Here is a 24,240-nt window from a genome sequence, read left to right as displayed (position 1 = left end):
ATGAAAGTTACGAAGCACGCCCAGCAGTTCAGCATCAGAATGACAACGTTGTCATCCGCCATGGCCCTGGCCGCGCCCATGGCCATGGCGGCCCCCCAGACCCTTGAGCTCTGGCGCCACGAGACCGGCAACATCGCCGAGATCGAGGTCAGCAAGGCGGCGGTCGAGCGCTTCAACCGGTCCCAGGAGCGCTGGCGGGTGGAGATGAGCATGATTCCCGAAGGCTCCTATACCGAGACGGTGACCTCCGCCGCCGTGGCGGGAGATCTGCCTTGCCTGCTCTATATCGACCAGCCGGTGGCGCCTAACTTCGCCTGGGCGGGGTTCCTGCAGCCCCTGGACGGCCTGGTGGACCAGGCGGCCCTGGATGGCCTGATCGATACCGCCAAGGGAACCTACGACGGTCGGATCTATTCGGCCGGCCAGTACGAGGTGGCGCTCTCGCTGCTGTCGCGGCGCTCGGTCCTCGAAGCGCAAGGCATCCGTATCGCCACGCTCGACGAGCCCTGGAGCAAGGCGGAGTTTCTCGATGCGCTGGAGACCCTCAAGGCGAGCGGTGACTTCCTCTATCCGCTGGATCTGCAGGCGGGATGGAGCGGCGAGTGGTACTCCTACGCCTTCGGCCCCTGGTTGGTGAGCTTCGGCGGCGACCAGATCGATCGCAGCAACTACCGCTATGCCGAGGGCGTGCTCAACGGGGAAGAGGCTGTGGCCTGGGGCGATTTCTTCCAGTCCCTGTTCGACGAGGGGCTGGTGGATCGCAACCCCAGCGATGACCGAGGCTTCGTGCAGGGGCGGGTGGCCATCAACTATGGCTTCCTGGAGCCGTCGGCCTATCCGGACGAGTGGGGGGATGATCTGGTGGTGATGCCGGTGCCGGACTTCGGTCATGGCTCGGTGATCGGCGGCGGTTCCTGGCATACCGGGATCACCACCGCCTGCGAGTCACCCGAAGGGGCGGCCGAGTTCATCGAATTCCAGCTGCAGCCCGAGGAGATCGCCGCCATGTCCGAAGGGGCCGGCATGATCCCGGCCTCCGAGGCGGGGGCGGCGCTGACCGAGCACTATCGCGAAGGCGGACAGTGGCGCTTCTTCTATGACTACTCCGAGGCCCGTGCCCAATTGCGTCCCGAGACGCCGGCCTATCCGATCATCTCCAGCGTCTTCGAACGCGCGGCCCGGGACATTCGCGACGGCGGAGACGTGCAGGCCGCCCTGGACGAGGCGGTGGACGCCATCGAGCGCAATATCGCCGACAACCACGGCTACGGCATGGACGAGTAGTTCTTGCGGTCACCGACCGCGCCTGGCGGTCGGTGACGCTGTCCCCATGGATGTCCTCACTGCGATAACAACCTTCTCTGAATAACAAAGGTGAACCTCATGCAGAATCCCGCCCCCGTTTGGCTCGCCGGCACGCCGATGACAACGTTGTCTGTTGGGTTATCTGTTGCCGCCGCGACGCCCGGCTGCGTCCGGCGACCCCGGGGTATCCGACCATTTCCAGCGCCTTCGATCGGGCGGCCCGCGACATCCGCGACGGTCGTGACGTGCAGGAGTCGCTGGATGAGGCGGTAGACACCATCGAGCGCGATATTGCCGACAATCGGGACTATGGCTTCCACGAATGAAGAGGGGGTCCTCGGGGACGCTGCGTCTCCGGGGCCCGCATCGAGAGGAGGATGCGCGATGCACTCGAGCATCAATGAGACGAAATCCGTCGGGCTGTCGGCAGACGCCGCCGGGGCGGGCAGGGCGACCGACTACCGGCAGGCCAGGCGCCGGGAACGACGCTACGGCTATCTGCTGAGCTTTCCGGCGCTGCTGGGGTTGTTCATGTTCCTGGTGCTGCCCTTCCTGATGGCGGTGGGCATGTCGTTCACCGACCAGCGGCTGCTCTCGCCCAATGCGGCCGAATGGGTGGGCCTGCGGAACTACGAGCGCCTGCTGAGCGTCGACTGGCTGGTCCAGGAGGCCGAGCGCAGCGACCTGGGCGAGGTGGTGCGCGATGCCGGGGGCGAACCGGAGTTCCCGTCGCTGCGCACGGTGCTGCGCGGCGACCCGGCCTACCGCGAGTATCGGGAGTTCACGAGCTGGCAGTGGGGGGAGAAGCGCTATGTGCTGCTGGCCAAGGACCCGCGCTTCATCCAGTCGTTCCTCAACACCCTGCTGTTCGTGATGCTGGTGGTGCCCTTGCAGTGCGGCCTGGCCCTGGGGCTGGCGCTGCTGATCAACCGGCAACTGCGCGGCATCAGTGTCTTCCGGGCGATCTTCTTCTCGCCGGTGGTGACCTCCATCGTGGTGGTGTCCATCGTCTGGACCTTCCTTTACCACCGCGACGTCGGCGTGCTCAACCACTACCTGCAGGCGCTGACCTTCGGCCTGGTGGGGCCCATCGACTGGCTGGGCGATTCCGACTGGGCGATGCCGTCGATCGTCATCATGTCGGCCTGGCAGGCCTGCGGGGTGCAGATGCTGATCTTCCTGGCGGGGCTGCAGGGCATCTCCCAGGACCTCTACGAGGCGGCGGAACTCGACGGGGCCGGGCGCTGGAGCCAGTTCTGGCACATCACCCTGCCGGGGCTGCGCAACACCATGGTATTCGTGATCCTCAGCACCACGGTGCAGGCCTTCGGGCTGTTCACCCAGGTGGACGTGATGACCGGTGGCGGTCCCCAGGGTTCCACCTCCACGGTGATGTTCCACGCCGTCGCCAAGGGCTTCCGCGAGCAGGACATCGCCTATGGCTCGGCCGTCAGCGTGGTGTTCTTCCTGGTGATCCTGCTGATCGCCCTGCTGCAGAAGAAATTCTTCGACGCCCGGGAGGCGAAGTGACATGACCGTCAACAAGCGACTCAAGACCCTGGGATGGTACCTGGTGCTGGGGGGGCTGGGTTACCTCTTCCTGTTCCCGCTGCTGTTCATGATCGTCTCTTCCTTCAAGCCGGAGTCGGCGATCTTCACCGACCTCTACTCGCTGCGAGCGATCCTGCCGGTGGGCGAGCTGACCCTGGACAACTACCGGGGCGTCTTCGACAAGAGCCGGATCGGCCACTACTTCCTCAACTCCCTGCTGATCACCGGCGGTACCGTCGTCATGGGACTCTTCGTCAACAGCCTGCTGGCCTTCTCGCTGTCGCGGCTGGAATGGCGGGGCCAGAAGCTGATCCTCTCGGCGGTGATCGCCCTGATGATCATCCCGCTGGAGGCGGTGGTGGTACCGATGCTGCTGCTGGTCTCCAAGCTGCCCTCGCTGGGCTGGGAAGAGGGGAGGCTGGTGCTCGAGGGGTCCTGGATGAACACCCGGCACGTGCAGATGCTGCCCTTCGTGGCCAACGCCTTCTTCATCTTCCTCTTCTACCAGTTCTTCCGTGACATCCCCAAGGACTTCGACGAGGCCGCCAAGCTGGATGGGGCCAGCCCCTTCCAGATCTACCGCCACATCATCGTGCCCATGTCGGGGCCGGTCTTCGCCACCGTGGCGATCCTCCACTTCATGGTGATGTGGAACCAGTACCTGTGGCCGATCATGGCGGTCCAGAGCGAGGCGGCACGTCCCGTGATGCCGGGCATCCAGATCTTCTTCGGCCGCGAGACCGAGTGGGGCGAGATCCTCGCCTACGCCTCCTTCATCACCCTGCCGGTGCTGGTGGTGTTCATGATCTTCCAGAAGCGTTTCGTGCGCAGCCTGGCAGGCGCCGGGATCAAGGGCTGAGCCGGCCAACATTCATACGAACATCAGCTGTCGTGAGGCGAGACGGCCCACGACACGAGGAGAAACGAGATGGCAGATCTACAACTCGAAGGCGTCGTCAAGCGCTTCGGCGAGGTGCAGACCATCCACGGCGTCGACCTGGATATCACTCATGGCGAGTTCGTGGTCTTCGTCGGCCCCTCGGGGTGCGGCAAGTCTACACTGCTGCGGCTGATCGCCGGGCTGGAAGAACTCAGCGAGGGCGACATCCGCATCGGCGGCGAGAGCGTCGCTCACCTGCCCGCGGCCCAGCGCGGCGTGGCCATGGTCTTCCAGTCCTATGCGCTCTACCCGCACATGACGGTGCGCGAGAACATGGGCTTCGGGCTGCGCATGGCCAAGTTCGACAAGGCCGAGATCGACCGGCGCGTCGAGGAGGCCGCCGCCATCCTCAAGCTGGAACCGTTGCTGGAGCGTCGGCCCAAGGCGCTCTCCGGCGGCCAGCGCCAGCGGGTGGCGATCGGCCGTACCATCGTGCGCAATCCCAAGGTCTTCCTGTTCGACGAGCCGCTCTCCAACCTGGATGCGGAACTGCGCGTGCAGATGCGCGTGGAGATCGCCAAGCTGCATGCCGCCCTGGGCAACACCATGGTCTATGTCACCCACGACCAGGTCGAGGCGATGACCATGGCCGACAAGATCGTGGTGCTGCGCGATGGTCGTATCGAGCAGGTGGGCAGCCCCCTGGAACTCTATCTCAACCCGGTCAACGAGTTCGTGGCGGGTTTCATCGGCTCGCCGCGCATGAACTTCTTCGAGTGCCGGGTGCTTGACGTGGCCGATGACCGGTTGAGGCTCGAACTGCCGGGCGATGAACGCATCGACATGCCTGCCGATGCCACGGGGCTGCGCAGCGGCGATCACGTGACCCTGGGCATCCGTCCCGAACATATCCTCGAACATGACAGGGCCGATATCCGCCTGGCCATCGATGTTGAGGTGGTCGAGCATCTCGGTGGCAGTACCTTCGTCTATGCCCGCCATATCGGAGGGGACGCCATCACCCTGCAGGTCGGTGGCTTGAGCGATATCCAGCCGAAGGACCACCGTCGGGTCAGCTTTTCCCGGCAGATATGCCAGCTGTTCGATGGTGACGGGCGCAACATCAGCCCGCACAAGGTGCCCGGGGAACTCAAGGACGAGGAACCGGGCCAGGCGGCCACCGCCTGAGCGGCCGCTTCAATAGCCCTTATTGCTCTCGCCAGGAAAGACAACGTTGTCTTTCCTGGCGGGCGGAGACACGACCCATACCGCATCGCGCGTGCGATGCCTCATCGACAAGGACCGATCATGACGACCGTAGTCGACACCCCGCCGAGCGTGCGGCGGCCAGCCTTGCACTTCACCCCGCCCCAGGGCTGGATGAACGACCCCAACGGCCTCGTCCACTTCGACGGCGAGTACCACCTCTTCTACCAGTACCATCCCCATGACCGCGTCTGGGGCCCCATGCACTGGGGCCATGCGGTGAGCCGCGACCTGGTGAGTTGGGAGCACTTGCCCCCGGCGCTGGTGCCGGACGAGCAGGGCATGTGCTTCTCGGGCAGCGCCATCGTCGACCGGGACGATACCAGCGGCCTGTTCGACGGCGAGCCGGGCCTGCTGGCCTTCTATACCGTGCATCGGGCATCGCCCGAGGACCCCGACGACTATGTCCAGGAGCAGTGCCTGGCCTACAGCCGCGACCGCGGGCGCAGCTGGCACAAGCATGCGGGCAACCCGATCATCGCGGCGCCGGGCTTCAAGGACTTCCGCGACCCCAAGGTGGTCTGGCACGCGCCGTCCCGGCGCTGGGTGATGGCGTTGGCCTGCGGCCAGGTCATCCGCTTCTATCTCTCCGACAACCTGCTCGACTGGCGCCTGGCCAGCGCGTTCGGCGCGGGGCAGGGGCGCCATACCGACGGTCCCTGGGAGTGTCCCGATCTCTTCGAGCTGCCCGTGGAGGGCGCGGCGGACGGTGAGCCGGCGACGCGCTGGGTGCTGGTGGTGGGCGTGGGGGCCGGTGAGCAGGACGCCTTCGGCTCCTTCACCCAGTACTTCGTCGGCCACTTCGACGGCGAGCGCTTCCACAACGACCATCCGGCCGAGACCGTGCTGCTGATGGACGAGGGGCGCGACTTCTACGCCGTGCAGAGCTGGTCGGACGTGCCCGCCGAGGACGGCCGGCGCCTGGCCATCGCCTGGATGAACAACTGGCTCTACGCCAACCGGATCCCCGAGGCGGGCTGGCGGGGCGCCATGAGCTTCCCCCGGGAACTGTCGCTCGCAGCGACCCCCGAGGGCGTGCGGCTGCGCCAGGCCTTCGCCGGCGAGTGGCGGGCGCGGGCCGCAGAAGCGGCTAAGGTCGCCACGCCGGAACGGCCGCTGGCTGTCGGTCGCCATGTGCTGCTCGAAGGCGGGGCCCGGAGCGCCCATGGTCGGATGGTGCTGGAGCTCACCGCCGGGGCGAGCGTATCGCTGGATCTTCAGCAGGGCGGGCACCAGGCGCTGGAGCTGGTCGCCGACGAGGCCGGGGTCGCGGTGCGTCATCGGCGCCGGGGCCAGAACGGGGATGACGAATTCGACACCCATTTCCCCCACGACCAGGCGGTCGGTCGCCTGGCCGGCCGGCGCGTCGAACTGGAGTGGCTGGTGGACGACGGCTCCCTGGAGCTGCTGCTCGACGATGGGCGCCTGGCCATCACCCAGCTGAGCTTCGCCCAGCCGGCGGGGCACCCGCAGGCCCTGGCGGTCGCGGCCGGCGAGTGCCGGGTCGCGGAGATGGCGTACCATTCCCTGGTTTGAGCCGGCACCGGAGAATGCTCAAGGCAGGGGGATGCACCACCCCGGTGGCGCCGGCGACGTGGCCGCCGGGGCGCGTGAACCTGCTCTTCCTGCCCTATCTCAATGGCGAGCGGACTCCCCATGACGCCCCCATGCGCGGGGCGTGCTGTTCGGCCTGAACCCGGCCAGCCGACCCGGTGAGGCGATGCTCAGCGCCGAGAGGAGGGCGCCCAGAGATTGACGCCGGCGTCAGTGACGGAATGCCGGTCGATCTCGGCGAGCTCCTCGTCGCTGAAGTCCAGGTTATCCAGGGCGGCGACGTTATCCTCGAGCTGTGCGACGCGGCTGGCACCGATCAGCACCGAGGTGACTCGCGGGTCGCGCAGCAGCCAGGCCAGGGCCATCTGCGCCAGCCGCTGGCCGCGGCGCTCGGCGATGACGTTCAGTGCCCGCACCCGGGCCAGGTTCGCCTCGCTCAGGTGTTCGGGACGCAGCGAATCACCGCCGGGCTGGTTGATGCGTGCCGACTCGGGAATGCCGGCGAGGTACTTGTCGGTGAGCAGTCCCTGGGCGAGCGGGGTGAAGGCGATGCAGCCCATGCCCTCGGCCGCGAGGGTGTCGAGAAGCTCCTCCTCCACCCAGCGGTTGAAGAGGTTGTAGGCCGGCTGGTGGATCAGGCAGGGCACTCCCTGTTGCCGCAGCAGGCCGGCGATCTCCCGGGTACGCTCGGCCGAGTAGGAGGAAATCCCCACGTAGAGCGCCTTGCCCTGGGCCACGGCGCTGGCCAGGGCGCCCGCGGTCTCCGCCGGCGGCGTCTCGGGATCGACGCAGTGGGAGTAGAAGATATCCACGTAGTCGAGCCCCATGCGGGCGAGGCTCTGGTCGAGGCTGGCCAGCAGCGACTTGCGCGACCCGCCCTGGCCATGAGGGCCGGGCCACATGGGGTAGCCCGCCTTGGTCGAGATGATCAGTTCGTCACGATAGGGACCGAAATCTTCCTTCATCAGGCGACCGAAGTTGCGCTCGGCGCTGCCCGGCGGTGGCCCGTAGTTGTTGGCCAGGTCGAAGTGGATGATGCCCAGGTCGAAGGCGCGGCGCAGCAACCGGCGCTGGTTGTCGAGGGCATCGACATCGCCGAAGTTGTGCCACAGCCCCAGCGACAGGGCGGGGAGCTTCAGGCCGCTGCGGCCGCAGCGGCGGTAGTGCATGGTCTCGTAGCGCGAGGCATCGGCCAGATAGGGCATGGGCGTTTCTCCGGTCGGTTACGCTTAGGGCTCAGCGTCTCAGGCGTTCCAGGTCCTGGCGGTCGGGCAGCGCGGCATAGGCGCCCGGGCGGGTCACGGCATGGGCGCCGCAGCGGCAGGCGATCTCCACCGCCCGATGCACGAAGGCCGTGTCCTGGTACCAGTCCCCATCGATACCGTGTTCGGCGAGCTCGGCCAGCAGCCCGCCGATGAAGGCGTCGCCACCGGCCGTGGTGTCCACCGCCTGGACCCTGGGCGGGCTCACCCGGTCCTCCAGGCCGATGCCCTTCAGCGTCACCTCGCCGGGGCCGTCGGTGATCACCGCGAACTTCACCCCGGCGGCGAGCCGCTCGGCCAGCCAGCCGTCCCGGGGATGGTCGGCGCGCAGGTAGTCGAGCTCCTCGCTGGAGAGCTTGAGCAGGTCGGCGGCGTCGAGCAGGCGGGTGACCAGGCTGATGTCGGCCATGCCGCCGTCCCAGAGGTTGTGGCGAAGGTTGGCGTCGACGCTGACCAGGCAGCCGGCGCGGCGGGCCATCTCGGCCATGGCCAGGGTGGTCTCGGCGATCTCCTGCTCGGTCAGGCTGTTGGTGCAGAAGTGCACGATGGCGGGCTCGGCGAAGACCCCGGCCGGCAGGTGCTCCAGGCGGTAGAGCAGGTCCGCCGCCGGTGGGCGGTAGAAGTCGAAGGTGCGCTCGCCCTGGGCGTCGCGGGAGACGAAGGCCAGCGCCGTGCGCGCCTCCCGGGTGCGTACCACGCCGCTGGCGTCGACGCCGTGGGTGGCGAGCTCACTGGCCAGGAAGTCGCCGAAGTGGTCCTCGCCGAGCATGCCGAGGAAGCGGCTGGGCACGCCCAGGCGCGCGCAGGCCACGGCCACGTTGGCCGGTGCCCCGCCGGCATAGGGGGTGAAGGTTTCGGGGCCCTCGGCGGCGTCGCCGAGGCGGCTGGAGAGCATGTCGACGAGGGCCTCGCCGAAGGCGATCACTGGGGTCATGGGGGTGTCCTCGATAGTGGTTCGTGGCGTCGCTGTTTGGTGGTGTCGTTGTTGGGATGCGTCGTGGTTCGGGTGGCGCGGCCGGTTCAGGCGACCTCATGGCCGCGGGCGGCCTCGAGCAGGGCATACCAGCTTGGGCGTTCCAGCGCGAGGCCGGCGTCCGTGGCCAGGGCCTCGAGGCGCTCGGCCTTGAGGCTGCCTACCACCGGCACCGGGCGGCCGGGCAGGGCGCGCAGCCAGGCCAGGGCCAGGCCGGCGGGGGTCACGCCGTGCTCGTCGGCCAGCCGCAGCAGCAGCGGGCGCGCCGGGCCCTGGAGCACTCGTCCACCGCCCAGGGGGGACCAGATCATCGGTGCCAGGCCGTCGGCCAGCAGGGCATCGAAGCTGCCGTCGAACAGCGGGGCGGGGTGGTCCAGCGAGAGCTGCAGCTGGTGGGCCACCAGGCGCTGGTGCATGGCACCCTGCAGGCGGCGCCACTGCTCGGGCAGGTAGTTGGAGACGCCGGCGGCGCCGATCTTGCCCGCGGCGATGGCGTCGTCCAGCACACGGCCGGTGGCCTCGGCGTCCATCAGCGGGTCGGGGCGATGGAGCAGGAAGTGGTCGAGCCGCTCCACGCCGAGCCGCGCCAGGGACGCATCGATGGCCTGCTCGAGATGGCCCGGCGAGCTGTCGTAGTGCTTGACGCGGAGGGGCGAGGCGTCGCGTTCCGGCGTGATGATGCTGGCCTTGGTGACGACCTTCACCCGGCCGGCGAGGCCGGGGCGGGCACCCAGGGCGGCGCCGAACAGTGCCTCGCCCTGGCGGTCGCCATAGATGTCGGCGTGATCGAACCAGTCGAGCCCCTGGTCGAGGCGGGCCTCGATCCAGTCGGCCAGCCGTGCGGGGTCATGCAGCGCCGGTTCCTCGTGCAGCCGCATCATGCCCAGCAGGAAGGGCACCGGGAAGGCGTCGGGCCCGCTCATGCGCCCTCTCCGGCGTCCAGGGAGAGGGTGGTGCCCAGCAGGTGCTGGGCACCGGGCACCAGCCACACCGGATCGAGGCGGGTGTTGGCCGACTCCACGCAGAGAAAGCGGCGGGCCGCCTCCACCGTGGTGTCCCCGGGCGGGGTGTCGCCCGGGTGCCAGACCACCGCCGAGTCGCTGCCCTGGCGGGCGATACGCAGGCGGCGGCTGCCGTCGTCGAGCACGAGCTCGGCGTTGCTGTGATAGAGGCGGTCGAGCGCCCCACGGACCCCCAGCTCCCCCTGCTGCTCGCGCTCGGCGAAGCCGGCCAGCTTGTCCAGGTAGCGGGCGCCGGCCAGCCCCTCGACGCGGCAGGCATGGGCGTCGGCCACGGCCAGGTAGCTGTGCAGGGCGCCGCTCATCTTCACCGGCGTCTCGCCGACGTGCTCGGTGATCAGCTCCACGTGCAGGCGCTGGCCGTTGGCCTGGATCACCGCACGGGGAGCCAACTGGGTATGCAGGCGCTCCAGCGGCGAAAGATGCAGCTCCACGCCGCCCTCGTGCTCGTCCACGGCGTCGAGCCGCCAGTCGGCCTTGCGCGCCGGACCGTGCATCGGGCCGCTGCGATCCGGGGACTCGTCGGCGGTGTGCTCGTCGGCGAACCAGGGCCAGCACAGCGGGATGCCACCGCGGATCGCCCCGGGCAACGCCTGGGGGGTGGGCGTCACCCACAGCCAGCCGCCGGCCGCCATGCCCTCGGGGGCCTCGGCGGTGGCTGGTGCGGTGTCGGGCGCGTCCGGAGCGCCAGCGACTCGCGCGGCTTCGGGCGCGTTAGAAAGCGAGCCTTCGGCTGGTGCGGGGTCGGGCGCCGGTAGATAGTGCAGGGCTTGGGCGCCCTGCAGTGATACCGCCAGCTCGCCCCAGGGCTCATTGGCCAGCCACAGCTCGCGGCCTTGCCATTCGGCGCGGCGCTGGCCGCGAGTCTCGTCGAGCAGCGCTCGCAGGCTTGCGGGAATCATTCGACCTCCTCGGTCAGGCAACCCCTCGGGTCACTCGACTTCTTCGTTGTGCAGGGCCTCGGCGGCGCCCAGCAGGCCGGTCCAGGGGGCGGTCACCACCCGGACGGGAACGGCCGCCGTATAGGCGCTCATGCGTCCCTTGGCGGTGAAGGCCTCGCAGAAGCGGCTCTGCGGCAGCCAGTCGAGCAGCCGTGGCAGGATGCCGCCGCACAGGTAGACCCCGCCGCGGGCGCCGAGCGTCAGGACGGCATCGCCGCAGACGTCGCCGAGGATCTTCAGGAACCGCAGCAGGGTATCACGGGCCACGGGGTCGCCGCCGGAGGCCCCTTCGGTGACCTCGGCCGGGGTCGCGTAGCGCGGTGGTGCACCCTTGAGCGAGCAGTGGGCCAGGTAGAGGTCGAGCAGCCCCTGGCCGCAGAGGATGCGCTCGACGCTGACCCGGCCGTAGCGGTTGCGGAAGTGCCTGAGCAGGTTCTGTTCGCGCTCGTCGGTGGGGGCGAAGGTGACGTGCCCCCCCTCGGCGGGCAGCGGGATCCAGGCGTGGCGGCCGGGGAAGAGGCCGGCCACGCCGAGGCCGGTGCCGGGGCCGATCACCAGCCGGGCGGTGTGGGGGAGCGCCTCGCCGGGCTGCACCTCCACCAGCTCGGCGTCGGCCACATGGGGCACGCCCAGTGCCTGGGCGGTGAAGTCGTTGATCACCTTGAACAGCTCGAGGTCGAGGGCCTGCTGCGCCTCGTGCCGGGAGAAGGTCCAGTGGTTATTGGTCATCTTCACCCGGTCGCCGCGGACCGGGCAGGCGAAGGCCAGGCAGGCCTCACGGGGGGCGCTCTCCCCCGTGGCGCCGACCCGGCCCAGGTAGTCGCGGACCGCCTCGACCAGCCCCGGGTAGTCGGCGCAGGGCAGGCTCAGGATGTCATGGGGCTCGAAGGCGCCCGGGGTCACCAGGGCAAGGCGTGCATTGGTGCCCCCGATATCGCCGATCAGTGCGGGTCTTGTCATCGTCAATTCGTCCCTTCTGGCCGTCAGGGCTGTTGCAGATGGCAATCGCTCGAAGCTGTTCCGGTGACAGGCCTACGAGGGGGCGCTGTCACCCCCTCCCTGGGCTACCGACGCCCTGCGGCGCTCTCGCGTCCTGCTCCGGGTGCTGGCCATCCCTGGCCAGCCCGTTCGGAGGAATCCTCCTCACCCCTGGCGTAGGCCCCCCTCTCCGACCTGTCCCCGGCGCTTCTCGCTGTGCAACTGCGGTTGCCCTGTTCTGGCAGTGGCTCAGGCGTCGTCTTCGTGGATCTGGCCCTCCTGGCGTGCCAGGTCGTCGGCCTCGAAGCCGCCGAACACGCCGGCCCCTTCCTCGCCGCGCATGGCCAGGTGGCGGAAGCCGCCGAACAGCTCGCGACCGAGGCCCACGTGGTAGTGGTCCAGCTCGCCGATGCGCAGCTCGCGCTCGGCCCACTCATGGGCGTCGACCTTGACCTCGAGGCTGCCCCTGTCGGCATCGAGGCGCACGATGTCGCCATCCTTGAGCTTGGCCAGCGGCCCGCCATCCAGCGCTTCGGGGCTGATGTGGATGGCCGCCGGCACCTTGCCCGAGGCGCCGGACATGCGGCCGTCGGTGACCAGGGCGACCTTGTAGCCGCGGTCCTGCAGCACGCCCAGGTAGGGGGTGAGCTTGTGCAGTTCCGGCATGCCGTTGGCCTTGGGGCCCTGGAAGCGCACCACGGCGATCACGTCGCGATCCAGCTCGCCGGCCTCGAAGGCCGCCTTGAGGTCGTTCTGGTCCTCGAAGATCTTGATCGGCGCCTCGACCAGGCGGTGCTCGGGCTTGACCGCGGAGACCTTGATCACCCCGCGGCCGAGGTTGCCGTTCAAGACGGTGAGCCCGCCGGTGGGGGCGAAGGGCTCGGCCACCGGGCGCAGCACCTCCGGGTCGAGGCTCTCGGTGGGCCCCTCGCGCCAGACCAGCTTGCCGTCCTCGAGGAAGGGCTCCTGGGAGTAGGCGGTCATGTCGGTACCGAACACCGTGGGGATGTCGGTATGGATCAGGCCGGCCCCGATCAGCTCGCGGATCAGCAGGCTCATGCCGCCGGCGGCCTGGAAGTGATTGATGTCGGCCTGGCCGTTGGGGTAGACCTGCATCAGGCTCGGGGTCACCGCGGAGAGGTCGGTGAAGTCCTCCCAGGTGATGGTCAGGCCGGCGGCGGCGGCCATGGCCACCAGGTGCAGGGTGTGGTTGGTGGAGCCGCCGGAAGCGAGCAGGCCGACGATGGCGTTGACGATGGCGCGCTCGTCGATCTGCCGGTAGAAGGGGCGGTAGTCGCCGCCGGGCTCGGTGTTGCGGATCGCCTGCTCGGTGGCGAAACGGGTCAGCGCCTCGCGCATCTCGGTGCCGGGGTTGACGAAGGAGGTGCCGGGCAGGTGCAGGCCCATCATCTCCATCATCAGCTGGTTGGAGTTGGCGGTGCCGTAGAAGGTGCAGGTTCCGGGGCTGTGGTAGGAGGCGGACTCGGCCTCCAGCAGGTCCTCGCGGCTCGCCTTGCCCTCGGCGAACAGCTGGCGGATGCGGGCCTTCTCCTTGTTGGGCAGGCCGCTGGGCATGGGCCCGGCGGGCACGAACATCGCCGGCAGGTGGCCGAAGCGCGCCGCGGCGATGAACAGCCCCGGGACGATCTTGTCGCACACGCCGAGATAGAGGGCGGCATCGAACATGTTGTGTGACAGCCCCACGGCGGTGGCCATGGCGATCACGTCGCGGGAGAACAGCGACAGCTCCATGCCCGGCTGGCCCTGGGTCACGCCGTCGCACATGGCCGGCACCCCGCCGGCGAACTGGGCGGTGGAGCCCATGGCGCGGGCGGCGGCCTTGATGGTCTCGGGGAAGGTCTCCAGCGGCTGGTGGGCCGAGAGCATGTCGTTGTAGGAGGAGATGATGCCCAGGTTGGCGCTGTTCATCATCTTCAGCGAATTCTTGTCCTCGGTGCCGCAGGCGGCGAAGCCGTGGGCGAGGTTGCCGCAGGAAAGCTCGCCGCGATGCACGCCGCGACCGTGCTGGTCTGCCATGCGGCTCTCGTAGAGGGCGCGGCGTTCACTGGAGCGCTCGCGAATGCGGCGGGTGACGTCGGCGACGGTGTCGTTGAGGGCGGGGGTCGTGCTGGCCATGGGGCACCTCGGAATCGAGTGTTGGCTATTTAGTAAACTTACCAAAAATTGATCCGGCTTTTTGCCAATGTTACGCGGTTGGCGGTCATGTTTGTAGTTTTATTACTGCGATATTCGTCGTACTCCCTGGTTCAGAGGCCCAGCAGCCGCAGCAGCCAGCTCCGGTAGGGCGGGTCGAGCAGCCCCGCCGCGCTGCGCCGGCTCTGCAGGAAGACACCACGCTCATGGCTGAAGCGCCGGAAGCCGGCCTCGCCGTGGTAGGCCCCCATGCCGCTCTCGCCCACGCCACCGAAGGGTAGCGCGGGCACGGCGTTGTGCCACAGGGTGTCGTTGAACACCACGCCGCCGGAGTGGGTCTCGCGCAGCAGGCGCTGGCGCCGTGCCGGATCATCGGTGAAGGCATACAGCGCCAGCGGATGCGGCCGCTGCTGGATGAAGGCCAGGGCGGCGTCCAGGTCGCGCACGCCCAGGATCGGCAGCCAGGGCCCGAAGATCTCCTCATGCATCAGCATAAGCCCTTCGTGGGGATCGATCACCAGGGTCGGGGGCAGCTTGCTCCCCTCGCGCAGCTCGACCGGCTCGCCCAGCGGGATCACCCGGCAGCCGTGATCCCGTGCCTCTTCCAGCATGGCATCCAGGCGCTCGCGGTGCTGCTCGCCGAGGATGGCGGTGTAGTCGTCGCCGGCGGCGCCGCAGGGGTGGAACCGCTTCACCGTTCGGCCCAGGGCCTCCACGAAGGCGCCGAGGCGCGGCTCGTCGATCAACACATAGTCCGGGGCGATGCAGGTCTGGCCGGCGTTGAGCCACTTGCCGAAGGCGATGCGCCGGGCAGCGTGCTCCAGGTCGGCGTCGTCGGCGACGATGGCCGGGGTCTTGCCGCCGAGTTCCAGGGTCACCGGGGTGAGGTTGGCGGCGGCGGCCCGGGCCACCTCGCGGCCGATGCGGGCACTGCCGGTGAACAGCAGGTGGTCGAAGGGCAGGGCGGCGAAGGCGCGGCCGATCTCGACCTCGCCGGTCACCACGCAGAGCTCGTCGGCGGCGAAATAACGCGCCGCGAGCCTCGCCATCAGTCCGCTGGTGGTGGGGGTCTGCTCGCTGGGCTTGATCATCACCCGGTTGCCGGCGGCCAGGGCATCCACCGCCGGCAGCAGGGCCAGGTTCCAGGGGTAGTTGGCGGGGGCGATGATGCCCACCACCCCCAGCGGCTGGCGATGGACACGGGCGCGGGCCGGCCACAGCCGCAGCGGCATCGCGGCACGCCTGGGGCGCATCCAGCGCCTGAGGTGGCGACGGGCATGGCGCACGGCCTGCAGCACGGTGGCGACCTCCGCCAGGCGGGTCTCGGCCTCGGCGCGGTGGCCGAAGTCCTGGCGGATCGCCCGGGCGATCTCGTCGCGGTGGTGGCGGGTCATGGTCGCCAGGCGGGCGAGGCGGTCGCGCCGGGTCGCCAGCGACGGAAAGCGCTCGGCGGCGAAGGCGTGGCGCTGTGCGTCCAGGCGTGCCTGCAGGTCACGGGCGTTGGCCATGCGCATCTCCCTTGGCATGTGGAAAAACCGGCAGTGGAACGGGCGGCAAGGTCTGCGCACAATGTAGGCCTTCGGCCGGCCGCTTGTCAGCCGCTTCCTCCATGGCTTCGCCGCGGGAGACCCCATGTCCGAGCTGATCCTCAAGGAGTTGCCTGCCATCGAGGCGGTGTCGCCCTCGCGGTGGAACGCCCTGGTGGACGACGACCACCCCTTCCTGCGCCACGAGTTCCTGCATGCGCTGGAGGCCAGCGGTGCGGTGGGGCCGGCCACCGGCTGGGTGCCGCGCCACCTGACGCTATGGCTGGGCGAGGCGCTGGTCGGCGTCATGCCCCACTACCACAAGCATCACTCCTTCGGTGAATACGTCTTCGACTGGGCCTGGGCCGAGGCCTGGGAGCGGGCCGGTGGACGCTACTATCCCAAGGGGCTCAGCGCCATCCCCTTCACCCCGGCGCCGGGGCCGCGGCTGGCGCTGGCGCCGGGGGTCGACCCGGGCGAGGCCAGGGCGCTGCTGGCACCGGCCTGGGAAGCGAGTGCGCTCTCCAGCTGGCACCTGCTGTTCGCCGAGGAGCCCGAGGTGGACGCCTGGCGGTCGGCCCGCCCCGGGCTGCTGGTGCGCCATGGCGTGCAGTTCCAGTGGCGGGATCGCGGCTATGGCGACTTCGACGGCTTTCTCGCCGCGCTGACCTCGAAGCGGCGCAAGGCGATCCGTCGCGAACGCCGCCTGGTGGCCGAGCAGGGCCTGACGCTGCAGCGGCTGGAGGGCGGCGAGATCGACGCGGGCACCATGGCCCACTTCTTCCGCTGCTACGAGATCACCTACCTGGAGCGGGGCCGGCACGGCTACCTCAATCTCGACTTCTTCGAGCGCCTGCGTCGTACCCTGCCCGAGGCCCTGGTGCTGATCCAGGCACGCCTCGACGGCCGGCCGGTGGCCGCGGCGCTCTGCCTGCAGGGGGCTCGCACCCTCTATGGCCGCTACTGGGGCAGCGAGGTGGTGGCCGACTGCCTGCACTTCGAGGCCTGCTACTACCAGGGCATCGAGCACTGCCTGGCCAAGGGGTTGACCACCTTCGATCCCGGCACCCAGGGCGAGCACAAGCTGGCCCGGGGCTTCGCGCCGCGGCGGCTGCGCTCCCTGCACCACATCGCCGATCCCGGGCTGCGCGCGGCCATCGCGCGCTTCTGCGCCGAGGAGCGGGTCCATGTCGACGCCTATCGCCGGGCGGCGGAGCAGGCACTGCCGTTTCGGGCGTGAGGGCGGCGGACTAAGGTGGCATAATGCCTGCCATTGTCGTGTCGAGACGGAATCCCCGGATGCTCAAGTGGCTGGCCATCGTGCTGATCGTCCTGCTCGCCCTGTTGCAGTATCGCCTGTGGCTGGGGGAGGGGGGCATCCGCGACCTCGCCCTGGTGCGCGAGCGCGTCGCCGCCCTGGAGGCGGAGAACAAGCCGCTGCGCGACCGCAATGCCCGGCTCGCCGCCGAGGTGGTCGACCTCAAGACCGGCCTCGACGCCATCGAGGAGCGCGGGCGCAGCGACATCGGCATGGTGCGCACCGACGAGCAGTTCTTCTGGGTGCCGGGCGTCGCCGTGGAGGCGACCCGGCTCGAGGCCAGTGCCAGTCGAGTCGCGGGCGCGTCGCCGGCCACGGAGGCGAGCCGATGAGCGAGGCTCCCTGGCTGGTGGTACCCGCCGCGGGGCGGGGCCGGCGCATGGGCGCCGACCGGCCCAAGCAGTACCTGAGCCTGCATGGCCGGCCCGTGCTGGCGCATACCCTGGCACGGCTGCACCAGGCCTTCCCCGCGGCCCGTCTCTGCCTCTGCCTGGAGGCCGATGACCGCCACTTCGATCCGGCCTGGGTGCCCTTCGCCGACTGGCGCCGGGTGCCCGGCGGGGCCGAGCGGGTCGACTCGGTGATCAATGCCCTGGACGCCATCGCCGGCGACGCCGGCGAGCACGACCTGGTACTGGTCCACGACGTGGCCCGTCCCTGTGTCACCGTCGACGACCTGGCGCGCCTCCACGCCGTGCTCGCCGATGATCCGGTGGGCGGCCTGCTCGCCACGCCGGTGGCCGACACCATGAAGCGTGACGATGGCGCCGGGCGGGCCAGTGCCACCGAGTCACGGGTGGGGCTCTGGCACGCCCTGACGCCCCAGGGGTTCCGCTACGGCCTGTTGCGCCGGGCCCTGGGGGAGGCGCTGGCACGAGGCCTCGCGGTGACCGACGAGGCCTCGGCGGTGGAGGCCCTGGGGCAGGCGCCGCGGCTGGTGGCCGGGCGTCGTGACAATCTCAAGATCACGCATCCCGAGGACCTGGCCCTGGCCGCGCTGGTGCTGGCTGCCCAGGCGGCCTCGCCGTCCATCACCGAGGAGTCGACCTGAGTGGGTGAGAACAGCATGCTGCGAATCGGCCACGGCGTCGATGTCCATCGCTTCGGCGAGGGCGACCACCTGATGATCGGCGGCGTCCGGCTGCCTTTCGACCACGGCTTCGTCGCCCACTCCGATGGCGACGTCCTGCTGCACGCCGTCTGCGATGCCGTGCTCGGCGCCTGTGGGCTGGGCGACATCGGCCGCCATTTCCCCGACACCGACCCGGCCTGGGCCGGCACCGACAGCCGGGCGCTGCTGCGCCGGGTGGTGGCGCTGGTCCAGGAGGCCGGCTACCGGGTGGGCAACCTGGACGCCACCGTGATCGCCCAGGCGCCGAAGCTGGCCCCGCATATCGCCGCCATGGTGGCCGCTATCGCCGAGGACCTCGGTGTCGAGGCCTCCGCCGTCAACGTCAAGGCCACCACCAGCGAGCGGCTCGGCTTCACCGGCCGCGGCGAGGGGATCGCCGCCGAGGCGGTGGTCCTGCTGCTGCGACGGAGAGCGGCGGGTGACTGAGCCGGTGAGCGACCCCATCGACTGGCCGCCGGCCTGGCCCCGGGTGCTGGATGGCGAGTTCGGCCCGCCGGCCGCCGGCGACTACCGGGCCTGTCCCGAGGACTTCGCGGTCGAGGAGTGCCTCGACTTCGCCCCGGAGGGCGAGGGCGAGCACCTCTGGCTGTGGATCGAGAAGCGTGACCTGACCACGGCGATGGTGGCCCGCGAACTGGCGCGGCTCTGCGAGGTCGCGCCCCGCGAGGTCGGCTATTCCGGGATGAAGGATCGCGTCGCCGTGACCCGCCAGTGGTTCTCGGTCCAGCTGCCCGGCCGCGAGGCCCCCGAGGCGCTGGTCGAGCGTCTCGCCGCCCTCGGCATCCGGGTGCTCGACCGGGGGCGCCATCCACGCAAGCTCAAGCGCGGCGTGCACCGTGCCAACCGCTTCCGCCTGCGGCTCACCGGGGCGGCGGTCGAGGACCCGGGGTTGCCGGCGCGCTGGGACTGGCTCTGTCGCCACGGCGTGGCAAACTATTTCGGCCCCCAGCGCTTCGGCCCCGGCGGGCGCAACCTGCTGCGGGCCCGCGCCCTGCTGGCCCGTGGCTGGCGCAAGCGCGACGACCGCGACGGCATGCTGCTCTCGGCGGCGCGCAGTTTCCTGTTCAACGAGCTGCTGGCGGCGCGCGTTCGCGCGGGCAACTGGGCGACGCCGCTGCCCGGCGAGGTGGTGATGCTCGACGGCACCGCCAGCCAGTTCTCGGTGGCGACCCCCGACACCGAGCTGTGGGCCCGCGCCGAGCGCCTCGACCTGCACCCCAGCGGCGTGCTCTGGGGGACCGGGGACTCGGTGGCCGGCGACGCGGCGAGGGCCCTCGAGGCGGCGCTGCCCGAGCGCTATCCGGCGCTGTGCCGCGGACTCGAGCGGGCCAGGGTGCGCCTGGCTCGCCGCGCGCTGCGCCTGCGCCTGGCCGACCCGGCCCTCGAACGGGGCGACGGCGAGCTGTGGCTGTCGTTTACGCTGCCGCGGGGCGCCTTCGCCACCGCGGTACTGCGGGAATTGATCATGCACCCCGGCCTGTGACCGGGGGCGAGGCAAGCGAGGAATGACGATGCGACGACTGTTGCTCTCCAACGATGACGGGGTGCATGCGCCGGGGTTGCGCGCCCTGCATGATGCCCTCGCCCGCCACGCCAGGCTGCGCGTGGTGGCACCGGATCGCGACAAGAGCGGGGCGAGCAACTCCCTGACCCTGAGCCGGCCGCTGGCGCTCACCGCCCTGGACAACGGCTTCTACAGCGTCGACGGCACGCCGGCGGACTGCGTCTACCTGGGGGTCAACGGGGTCTGGGACGAGAAGCCCGACCTGGTGATCTCCGGCATCAATCACGGTGGCAATCTGGGCGACGACGTGCTCTATTCGGGGACCGTGGCCGCGGCCATGGAGGGGCGCAACCTGGGCATGGCGGCGATCGCCATGTCGCTGGTCGGCTCGCGTCACTTCGATACCGCCGGTCGGGTGGCGGCCAGCCTGGTGGGGGCGGCCGACCAGCTCTCGCTGCCGCCGCGCAGCCTGCTCAACGTCAACGTGCCCGACCTCCCCTGGGACGAGATCCAGGGCTTCCGGGTCACCCGCATGGGCTATCGCGGGCCGGCGGCGCGCCCGCTGGAGGTACGCGATCCGCGTGGCCGCGTGCGCTACTGGATCGCCGCCGTCGGCGAGAACGCCGACGACGGACCGGACACCGACTTCGCCGCCGTGGAGGCTGGCTTCGTTTCCATCACCCCGCTGCAGACCGATCTCACCCGGCATGCGGCACTCGACGACGTGCAGGGCTGGCTGGATGCACTCACCTGATCTACGCCCCGATCTGCTGCAAGGGATCGGCATGACATCGCAGCGAACCCGTGACCGCATGGTGTCTCGACTGGCCGCCCAGGGCATCCGCGACCCCAGGGTGCTGGAGGTGATGGCCCGGGAGCCGCGCCACCTGTTCCTCGACGAGGCGCTGGCCCACCGCGCCTACGAGGACACCTCGTTGCCCATCGGCCACGGCCAGACGCTCTCCCAGCCGTGGATGGTGGCGCGGATGACCGAGCTGGTGATCCAGGAGAGCCCCGTCCGGGTACTGGAGATCGGCACCGGCTCCGGTTACCAGACCCTGGTGCTGTCGCGGCTGGTATCGGAACTCTGGTCGGTGGAACGGATCAATGCCCTGCACCGTCGCGCGGGACAGCGGCTGCGGCGATTGGGCGCCCACCAGGCGCGGCTGCGTCTGGCCGACGGCGGCCATGGCTGGTCGGAGGCGGCCCCCTTCGACGTCATCCTGCTGACCGCCTGCGCCTCCGAACTGCCCGAGCCGCTGCTGGCCCAGCTCGGCGAGGAGGGGGTGCTGATCACGCCCCTGGCCGATGCCCGGGGGCGCCAGTGGCTGACCCGGGTGCAGCGCCAGGGCAACCAGTTCGAGCAACAGCGGCTGGAGTCGGTACGCTTCGTGCCGCTGCTGGAAGGAGTCATTCGTTGAAGCGACATCTGGGTATCTTTCTCAGGGGCGCCGGCATGGGGGCCGCCGACGCCGTACCCGGCGTCTCCGGCGGGACCATCGCCTTCGTCACCGGGATCTACGAGGAGCTGATCCACTCGATCAAGCAGTTCGGCCCCAGCGCCTTCGTCGCCTGGCGCCGGGGGGGGCTGCCGCAGTTGGCGGCGCACCTCAACCTCGCCTTCGTGCTGCCACTGCTGGCCGGGATCGCCGCCAGCCTGGTCAGCGTGGCGCACCTGGTGGTGTGGCTGATGGACGGCCATCCCCTGCTGCTCAACGGCTTCTTCTTCGGCCTGGTGGCGGCGTCGGCGGTGGTGGTCAGTTGCCATCCCGCCGACTGGAAGTGGTGGCACCTCCTGCCGCTGGTGGCCGGGTTGCTGCTGGCCCACTGGCTGCCGTCGCTGATGCCGCTGATCACCCTGCTCGGCAGCGCCAACCTGATGCTGGTGGTGGGGGGCGCCATCGCCATCAGTGCGCTCCTGCTGCCGGGGGTCTCGGGGAGCTTCCTGCTGCTGACCATGGGGCTCTACGGCACCGTGATGCAGGGCATCCGCAGTTTCGACCTGGGCCTGATCGCGATCTTCGGGCTGGGCTGCCTGATCGGCCTGTTCTTCTTCTCGCGCCTGCTCTCCTGGCTGCTGCGCCACCATCACACCGCCACCCTGCAGTTGCTGGTCGGCTTCATCGTCGGCTCGCTACCGGTACTCTGGCCCTGGCGGGAACTGGTAAGCTATCGGCTCGGCCCGGATGGGCAGATGATTCCGTTGGACTACCGCTACCTGACCCCGGGCGACTATGCCCAGTTGACCGGCGATGCCGCGCAGCTCACGGCGGTCGTGGCGTTGGCGCTGGTCGGGGCGGCCCTGGTTCTGCTGCTCGGCCGTACCGGACGACCTGCCCCACCGGCAGGGCCGATATCCCCTGACTCCCGTGAGGCCGGCGCTTTCCATGGGCCAGGCGCTTCTCATCGGTCAGACAACAAGGAGGAAGGCTCCGATGCGTAAGGTATTGCTGATTTCCGGCCTGGCCCTGGCCGTGGCGGGGTGTGCCGCCCAGCAGGGCGAGGCCCCGCCGGTGCAGGTCCAGGACCTCTCCGCCAGCCGCGAGAACACGGCGGCCGGCGGCTACACCGTGGAGGCCGGCGACACCCTCTATGGCATCGCCTGGCGGCACAACATGGATTACCGCGACCTGGCGCGGCTCAACCGGATCAGTCCTCCCTACCAGATCCAGCCCGGCCAGCAGCTGGCGCTGACCCCCGAGGGGGAAGCCTCTGCCCGGGCGTCTGCCGGCGAGGCCTCTGGCGATCGCGGCGTGGTGGCCACCGGGATCGGCGGCCAGCAGGTTCCCGCCGAGCCAGGGAGCGACATGGACTGGCTGCTGCCCGACGAGGAGGCCATCGAGCGCAATCGCCGCCTGACCGCCCAGCGCCTCGAGCAGGAGCGGGCGGTCGAGGGCCCCAGCGAGGTGGCCATGGAGAGCGCCGCCGGGGTCACGGGGTCGGGCCAGGGACCCGGTCCGGTCTACGACTACGACAGCCCCGGCGCCGATGGCGCGCTGAGCGAGCGGGACCTGGCCGAGCGACGCGCCGCACAAGAGCAGGCCGCGCGTCAGGCGGAGCCCCAGGAAGCCGCCGAGCCGGCGGTGGAGCCGAGCCGCGAGGTGGCCGAAGCCAACCCCGAGCCGGCGCCGGTAGCGGAGCAACGGCAGGAGGAGGCAGCACCGCAGCCCGATGCGGGGACAGCGGTGGCCGGGGCCAGCGAGCCGAGCCAGGATCGCGATGGACGCCGTTACACGCCCGTCGACGAGGTGGCCTGGCGGTGGCCGGTGGACGGCGAGATCGTCGGGCGCTTCGGTGAGGGTTCGACCATCACCGCCGGCATTGATATCGCCGGGCAAAAGGGGCAACCTGTCAAGGCAGCCGGGCCCGGGATCGTGGTCTATGCCGGCAACGGGGTGAGGGGCTACGGCAACCTGGTCCTGCTCAAGCACAACGACCAGTTCCTGAGCGCCTATGCCCATAACGACAGCCTGCGGGTACGCGAGAACGATGTGGTCGAGGCCGGAGAGGTGATCGCCACCATGGGTGACAGCGACGCCGAGGACGTCCGGCTGCACTTCGAGGTGCGCAAGGACGGCCAGCCTCAGGATCCCCTGGAATTCCTGCCGTCGCGCTGAGCGCGGCGGCTCGTCGGGCAAAATGCTGCATTCATTGCCACCGGGACGTAACACAATAATAACCGCAAGCGCCGATCCTCCTGTGCGGGAGCCATACGGCGACAAGTCGCAACCATGGGGTAGCAACCGATGAGCATGCTTGAACGGGACCTTCAGGATGTGAATCTCGAGTCGGACGAGGGCTCGGACGACGAGGGCATCGAGGAAGTGGGGGAGGTGGTGGCCGACACCGAGGATGACACCATCAGCGACGACGAGGCCTTCGAGAAGGCGCTGAGCCGCGAGGACCGCAACTACCACCACAGCCTCGATGCCACCCAGATCTATCTCAACGAGATCGGTTTCTCGCCGTTGCTGACGCCCGAGGAGGAGGTCCACTACGGCCGCCTGGCTCGCAAGGGCGATCCCATGGGACGCTCGCGGATGATCGAGTCGAACCTGCGCCTGGTGGTCAAGATCGCGCGTCGCTATCTCAATCGCGGCCTGTCGCTCCTCGACCTGATCGAGGAGGGCAACCTCGGCCTGATCCGCGCGGTGGAGAAGTTCGACCCCGAACGCGGCTTCCGCTTTTCCACCTACGCCACCTGGTGGATCCGCCAGACCATCGAGCGGGCGCTGATGAACCAGACCCGCACCATCCGTCTGCCGATCCATGTAGTCAAGGAACTCAACATCTACCTGCGCGCGGCCCGCGAGCTGACCCAGAAGCTCGACCACGAGGCCACCGCCGAGGAGATCGCCGATTACCTCGACAAGCCGGTGGAGACCGTCAAGAAGATGATGGGACTCAACGAGCGGGTCTCCTCGGTGGACTATCCCATGGGCGGCGAGAGCGACAAGCCGCTGATCGAGACCCTGGCCGACGACAACGACCTGGGGCCCGAGTCCTCGCTGGTCGATGGCGACGTCAAGCAGCACGTCGACGACTGGCTGGCCGAACTGACCGACAAGCAGATGGAGGTGGTGGTGCGCCGCTTCGGCCTGCGCGGCCATGAGGCGGCGACACTGGAGCAGGTGGGCGAGGAGATCGGCCTGACCCGGGAGCGGGTGCGCCAGATCCAGGTGGAAGCGCTCAAGAAGCTGCGCCGCTTGCTCGACAAGCAGGGGCTCTCGCTGGATGCCATCTTCGAGTGACGTCGCGTGCCGGAGGGGCCTCCGGCACCGGCATTCCACTGTCCCATGCCGCGCAGGTAATTCACCTGTCCGGGTGCGCCTGTATATGCCGTTTGTACTGCCCTAGATGGTCAAGTCAGCAGCATT

The 24,240-nt window shown here is 69.5% G+C and carries 23 protein-coding genes; 16 read left to right on the top strand and 7 right to left on the bottom strand.

The window, feature by feature from the left end:
- From MKP05_RS04365 to MKP05_RS04340, 6 genes are all read left to right on the top strand, one after another.
- Positions 1–1,284, top strand: a complete 1,284-nt coding sequence (locus MKP05_RS04365; protein WP_240567200.1) for an extracellular solute-binding protein — start codon at positions 1–3, stop codon at positions 1,282–1,284.
- Positions 1,285–1,403: 119 nt separating this feature from the next.
- Complete coding sequence (locus MKP05_RS04360) at positions 1,404–1,631, top strand: hypothetical protein (protein WP_240567199.1); 228 nt, start codon at positions 1,404–1,406, stop codon at positions 1,629–1,631.
- A gap of 58 nt (positions 1,632–1,689) precedes the next feature.
- The gene (locus MKP05_RS04355; protein WP_240567198.1) at positions 1,690–2,835 is read left to right on the top strand and encodes a carbohydrate ABC transporter permease; all 1,146 of its coding nucleotides are present in this window, start codon (positions 1,690–1,692) and stop codon (positions 2,833–2,835) included.
- Position 2,836: 1 nt separating this feature from the next.
- On the top strand, positions 2,837–3,715 hold the full coding sequence (locus tag MKP05_RS04350; protein WP_240567197.1) for a carbohydrate ABC transporter permease: 879 nt from the start codon (positions 2,837–2,839) through the stop codon (positions 3,713–3,715).
- Positions 3,716–3,784: 69 nt separating this feature from the next.
- Complete coding sequence (locus MKP05_RS04345) at positions 3,785–4,924, top strand: ABC transporter ATP-binding protein (RefSeq protein WP_240567196.1); 1,140 nt, start codon at positions 3,785–3,787, stop codon at positions 4,922–4,924.
- Positions 4,925–5,044: 120 nt separating this feature from the next.
- Positions 5,045–6,538: a glycoside hydrolase family 32 protein gene (locus MKP05_RS04340; protein ID WP_240567195.1), complete on the top strand. Its 1,494-nt coding sequence runs from the start codon at positions 5,045–5,047 to the stop codon at positions 6,536–6,538.
- A 188-nt stretch (positions 6,539–6,726) separates the two neighbouring features.
- Here the strand turns inward: MKP05_RS04340 and mgrA are convergent, their stop codons facing one another.
- The 7 genes from mgrA to MKP05_RS04305 form a co-directional block, all read right to left on the bottom strand.
- On the bottom strand, positions 6,727–7,761 hold the full coding sequence (gene mgrA / locus MKP05_RS04335) for an L-glyceraldehyde 3-phosphate reductase (protein WP_240567194.1): 1,035 nt from the start codon (positions 7,759–7,761) through the stop codon (positions 6,727–6,729).
- A 31-nt stretch (positions 7,762–7,792) separates the two neighbouring features.
- Entirely contained in the window at positions 7,793–8,752 is a 960-nt protein-coding gene (locus MKP05_RS04330) for a carbohydrate kinase family protein (RefSeq protein ID WP_240567193.1), read from the bottom strand.
- A gap of 86 nt (positions 8,753–8,838) precedes the next feature.
- Complete coding sequence (locus MKP05_RS04325; protein ID WP_240567192.1) at positions 8,839–9,714, bottom strand: aldo/keto reductase; 876 nt, start codon at positions 9,712–9,714, stop codon at positions 8,839–8,841.
- Positions 9,711–10,712: an aldose epimerase family protein gene (locus tag MKP05_RS04320; RefSeq protein ID WP_240567191.1), complete on the bottom strand. Its 1,002-nt coding sequence runs from the start codon at positions 10,710–10,712 to the stop codon at positions 9,711–9,713. The genes MKP05_RS04325 and MKP05_RS04320 overlap by 4 nt, the downstream gene beginning before the upstream one ends.
- Before the next feature lie 30 nt (positions 10,713–10,742).
- Positions 10,743–11,711, bottom strand: coding sequence for a glucokinase (glk, locus tag MKP05_RS04315; protein WP_240567190.1), 969 nt, complete (start codon positions 11,709–11,711; stop codon positions 10,743–10,745).
- A gap of 267 nt (positions 11,712–11,978) precedes the next feature.
- Positions 11,979–13,865, bottom strand: a complete 1,887-nt coding sequence (gene edd / locus MKP05_RS04310; RefSeq protein WP_240567189.1) for a phosphogluconate dehydratase — start codon at positions 13,863–13,865, stop codon at positions 11,979–11,981.
- Positions 13,866–13,996: 131 nt separating this feature from the next.
- The gene (locus MKP05_RS04305) at positions 13,997–15,391 is read right to left on the bottom strand and encodes a coniferyl aldehyde dehydrogenase (protein ID WP_240567188.1); all 1,395 of its coding nucleotides are present in this window, start codon (positions 15,389–15,391) and stop codon (positions 13,997–13,999) included.
- A 124-nt stretch (positions 15,392–15,515) separates the two neighbouring features.
- Between MKP05_RS04305 and MKP05_RS04300 the strand changes: the two genes are divergently transcribed.
- The 10 genes from MKP05_RS04300 (at position 15,516) to rpoS (ending at position 24,114) form a co-directional block, all read left to right on the top strand.
- Positions 15,516–16,649, top strand: coding sequence for a GNAT family N-acetyltransferase (locus MKP05_RS04300; protein ID WP_240567187.1), 1,134 nt, complete (start codon positions 15,516–15,518; stop codon positions 16,647–16,649).
- Positions 16,650–16,708: 59 nt separating this feature from the next.
- Complete coding sequence (ftsB, locus tag MKP05_RS04295) at positions 16,709–17,059, top strand: cell division protein FtsB (RefSeq protein WP_110282211.1); 351 nt, start codon at positions 16,709–16,711, stop codon at positions 17,057–17,059.
- Positions 17,056–17,778 (top strand): 2-C-methyl-D-erythritol 4-phosphate cytidylyltransferase, encoded by a 723-nt coding sequence (ispD, locus tag MKP05_RS04290; protein WP_240567186.1) that lies wholly within the window; start codon positions 17,056–17,058, stop codon positions 17,776–17,778. Before ftsB ends, ispD begins: the two co-directional genes overlap by 4 nt.
- Positions 17,779–17,793: 15 nt before the next feature.
- On the top strand, positions 17,794–18,285 hold the full coding sequence (gene ispF, locus MKP05_RS04285) for a 2-C-methyl-D-erythritol 2,4-cyclodiphosphate synthase (RefSeq protein ID WP_240567317.1): 492 nt from the start codon (positions 17,794–17,796) through the stop codon (positions 18,283–18,285).
- Positions 18,278–19,342 (top strand): tRNA pseudouridine(13) synthase TruD, encoded by a 1,065-nt coding sequence (gene truD, locus MKP05_RS04280; RefSeq protein WP_240567185.1) that lies wholly within the window; start codon positions 18,278–18,280, stop codon positions 19,340–19,342. The genes ispF and truD overlap by 8 nt, the downstream gene beginning before the upstream one ends.
- 28 nt (positions 19,343–19,370) lie before the next feature.
- Complete coding sequence (surE, locus tag MKP05_RS04275) at positions 19,371–20,117, top strand: 5'/3'-nucleotidase SurE (RefSeq protein WP_240567184.1); 747 nt, start codon at positions 19,371–19,373, stop codon at positions 20,115–20,117.
- On the top strand, positions 20,104–20,784 hold the full coding sequence (locus tag MKP05_RS04270; protein ID WP_240567183.1) for a protein-L-isoaspartate(D-aspartate) O-methyltransferase: 681 nt from the start codon (positions 20,104–20,106) through the stop codon (positions 20,782–20,784). Before surE ends, MKP05_RS04270 begins: the two co-directional genes overlap by 14 nt.
- Complete coding sequence (locus tag MKP05_RS04265) at positions 20,781–21,806, top strand: DUF368 domain-containing protein (protein ID WP_240567182.1); 1,026 nt, start codon at positions 20,781–20,783, stop codon at positions 21,804–21,806. Before MKP05_RS04270 ends, MKP05_RS04265 begins: the two co-directional genes overlap by 4 nt.
- Entirely contained in the window at positions 21,799–22,980 is a 1,182-nt protein-coding gene (locus MKP05_RS04260) for a peptidoglycan DD-metalloendopeptidase family protein (RefSeq protein ID WP_240567181.1), read from the top strand. The genes MKP05_RS04265 and MKP05_RS04260 overlap by 8 nt, the downstream gene beginning before the upstream one ends.
- A 129-nt stretch (positions 22,981–23,109) precedes the next feature.
- Positions 23,110–24,114, top strand: a complete 1,005-nt coding sequence (gene rpoS, locus MKP05_RS04255; protein ID WP_240567180.1) for an RNA polymerase sigma factor RpoS — start codon at positions 23,110–23,112, stop codon at positions 24,112–24,114.
- Positions 24,115–24,240: the final 126 nt, after the last annotated feature.

Origin of the sequence: Halomonas flagellata, assembly GCF_022487945.1 — a bacterium.
Lineage (GTDB): Bacteria > Pseudomonadota > Gammaproteobacteria > Pseudomonadales > Halomonadaceae > Halomonas > Halomonas flagellata.
This window is presented reverse-complemented; position numbering and strand designations above follow the sequence as displayed.

Coding starts and splice junctions, on each gene's coding strand:
- MKP05_RS04305 (WP_240567188.1), bottom strand. CDS start 15,391: ATGGCCAACGCCCGTGACCTGCAGGCACGCCTGGACGCACAGCGCCAC.
- MKP05_RS04345 (WP_240567196.1), top strand. CDS start 3,785: ATGGCAGATCTACAACTCGAAGGCGTCGTCAAGCGCTTCGGCGAGGTG.
- MKP05_RS04355 (WP_240567198.1), top strand. CDS start 1,690: ATGCACTCGAGCATCAATGAGACGAAATCCGTCGGGCTGTCGGCAGAC.
- ispF (WP_240567317.1), top strand. CDS start 17,794: ATGCTGCGAATCGGCCACGGCGTCGATGTCCATCGCTTCGGCGAGGGC.
- surE (WP_240567184.1), top strand. CDS start 19,371: ATGCGACGACTGTTGCTCTCCAACGATGACGGGGTGCATGCGCCGGGG.
- MKP05_RS04325 (WP_240567192.1), bottom strand. CDS start 9,714: ATGAGCGGGCCCGACGCCTTCCCGGTGCCCTTCCTGCTGGGCATGATG.
- MKP05_RS04300 (WP_240567187.1), top strand. CDS start 15,516: ATGTCCGAGCTGATCCTCAAGGAGTTGCCTGCCATCGAGGCGGTGTCG.
- MKP05_RS04350 (WP_240567197.1), top strand. CDS start 2,837: ATGACCGTCAACAAGCGACTCAAGACCCTGGGATGGTACCTGGTGCTG.
- MKP05_RS04320 (WP_240567191.1), bottom strand. CDS start 10,712: ATGATTCCCGCAAGCCTGCGAGCGCTGCTCGACGAGACTCGCGGCCAG.
- MKP05_RS04260 (WP_240567181.1), top strand. CDS start 21,799: ATGCGTAAGGTATTGCTGATTTCCGGCCTGGCCCTGGCCGTGGCGGGG.
- rpoS (WP_240567180.1), top strand. CDS start 23,110: ATGAGCATGCTTGAACGGGACCTTCAGGATGTGAATCTCGAGTCGGAC.
- MKP05_RS04340 (WP_240567195.1), top strand. CDS start 5,045: ATGACGACCGTAGTCGACACCCCGCCGAGCGTGCGGCGGCCAGCCTTG.
- MKP05_RS04270 (WP_240567183.1), top strand. CDS start 20,104: ATGCACTCACCTGATCTACGCCCCGATCTGCTGCAAGGGATCGGCATG.
- mgrA (WP_240567194.1), bottom strand. CDS start 7,761: ATGCCCTATCTGGCCGATGCCTCGCGCTACGAGACCATGCACTACCGC.
- ftsB (WP_110282211.1), top strand. CDS start 16,709: ATGCTCAAGTGGCTGGCCATCGTGCTGATCGTCCTGCTCGCCCTGTTG.
- ispD (WP_240567186.1), top strand. CDS start 17,056: ATGAGCGAGGCTCCCTGGCTGGTGGTACCCGCCGCGGGGCGGGGCCGG.
- edd (WP_240567189.1), bottom strand. CDS start 13,865: ATGGCCAGCACGACCCCCGCCCTCAACGACACCGTCGCCGACGTCACC.
- MKP05_RS04330 (WP_240567193.1), bottom strand. CDS start 8,752: ATGACCCCAGTGATCGCCTTCGGCGAGGCCCTCGTCGACATGCTCTCC.
- glk (WP_240567190.1), bottom strand. CDS start 11,711: ATGACAAGACCCGCACTGATCGGCGATATCGGGGGCACCAATGCACGC.
- MKP05_RS04365 (WP_240567200.1), top strand. CDS start 1: ATGAAAGTTACGAAGCACGCCCAGCAGTTCAGCATCAGAATGACAACG.